Source organism: Amycolatopsis sp. SID8362 (genome assembly GCF_010550475.1).
Lineage (GTDB): Bacteria > Actinomycetota > Actinomycetes > Mycobacteriales > Pseudonocardiaceae > Amycolatopsis > Amycolatopsis eburnea.
The window spans coordinates 1-657 of record NZ_JAAGNB010001643.1; the positions used below are offsets into that span (position 1 = coordinate 1).

General features: G+C 74.9%; 1 protein-coding gene and 1 pseudogene. Both read left to right on the forward strand.

Going from position 1 to position 657, the window contains the following annotated elements:
* A pseudogene (locus G3I65_RS50730) lies at window positions 1–199 on the forward strand (type VII secretion integral membrane protein EccD); the annotation flags it as partial.
* A gap of 4 nt (window positions 200–203) precedes the next feature.
* Window positions 204–657 (forward strand): type VII secretion protein EccB (gene eccB, locus G3I65_RS50735; RefSeq protein WP_160703054.1); only part of this gene is annotated, 454 nt, incomplete at its 3' end.

A 657-nucleotide genomic window follows, 5' to 3' on the forward strand; every position in this document is an offset into this window, starting at 1 on the left:
GCTGCTGCCCGCCGCGCCGCTGGCGGTCGCCGTGGCGGCCGGCTCGGTCGGCGCCGGTGTCCTGCTGAGCACCCGGCGCGCGAATCCGTACCTCGGCCGCTTCGCCGAGTACGCCGAGATCCTGCTGGTGGTCGCGATCGTGCCGGTGGTGTGCTGGGTGCTCGACCTGTACGCGCTCGTGCGCGGGCTGGGGGGCTGAACCCGTGGCGTCCAAACGCGACCAGCTGCAGGCGTACCAGTTCCTCGTGCAGCGGGCGACGTCCGCGCTCGTCACCCGCGAGACCGACCCGGAGCAGCCGCCGTTCCGGCGCACCGGGAGCGCGACGTTCGCCGGGATCGCGCTCGGCATCGTCTCGCTGGCGGGCGCCGGGGTGTACGGGCTGATCGTGCCGGGCGGGAACACCGCGTGGCGCCAGGATTCCGCGGTCATCGTGGAAAAGGAGACCGGCACCCGGTACGTCTACCTCGACGGGCGGCTGCACCCGGTGGCCAACTACGCGTCCGCGCTGCTGCTGCTCGGCGACCACCGCGCCACCGAGCAGGTGTCGCGGGAGTCCCTCGCCGGTGTCCCGCGCGGGCCGCGGCTCGGCATCCCCGATGCGCCCGACGCGCTGCCCGCGCCCGCCCGGCTGCTGACCGGCTCGTGGTCGCTGTGCT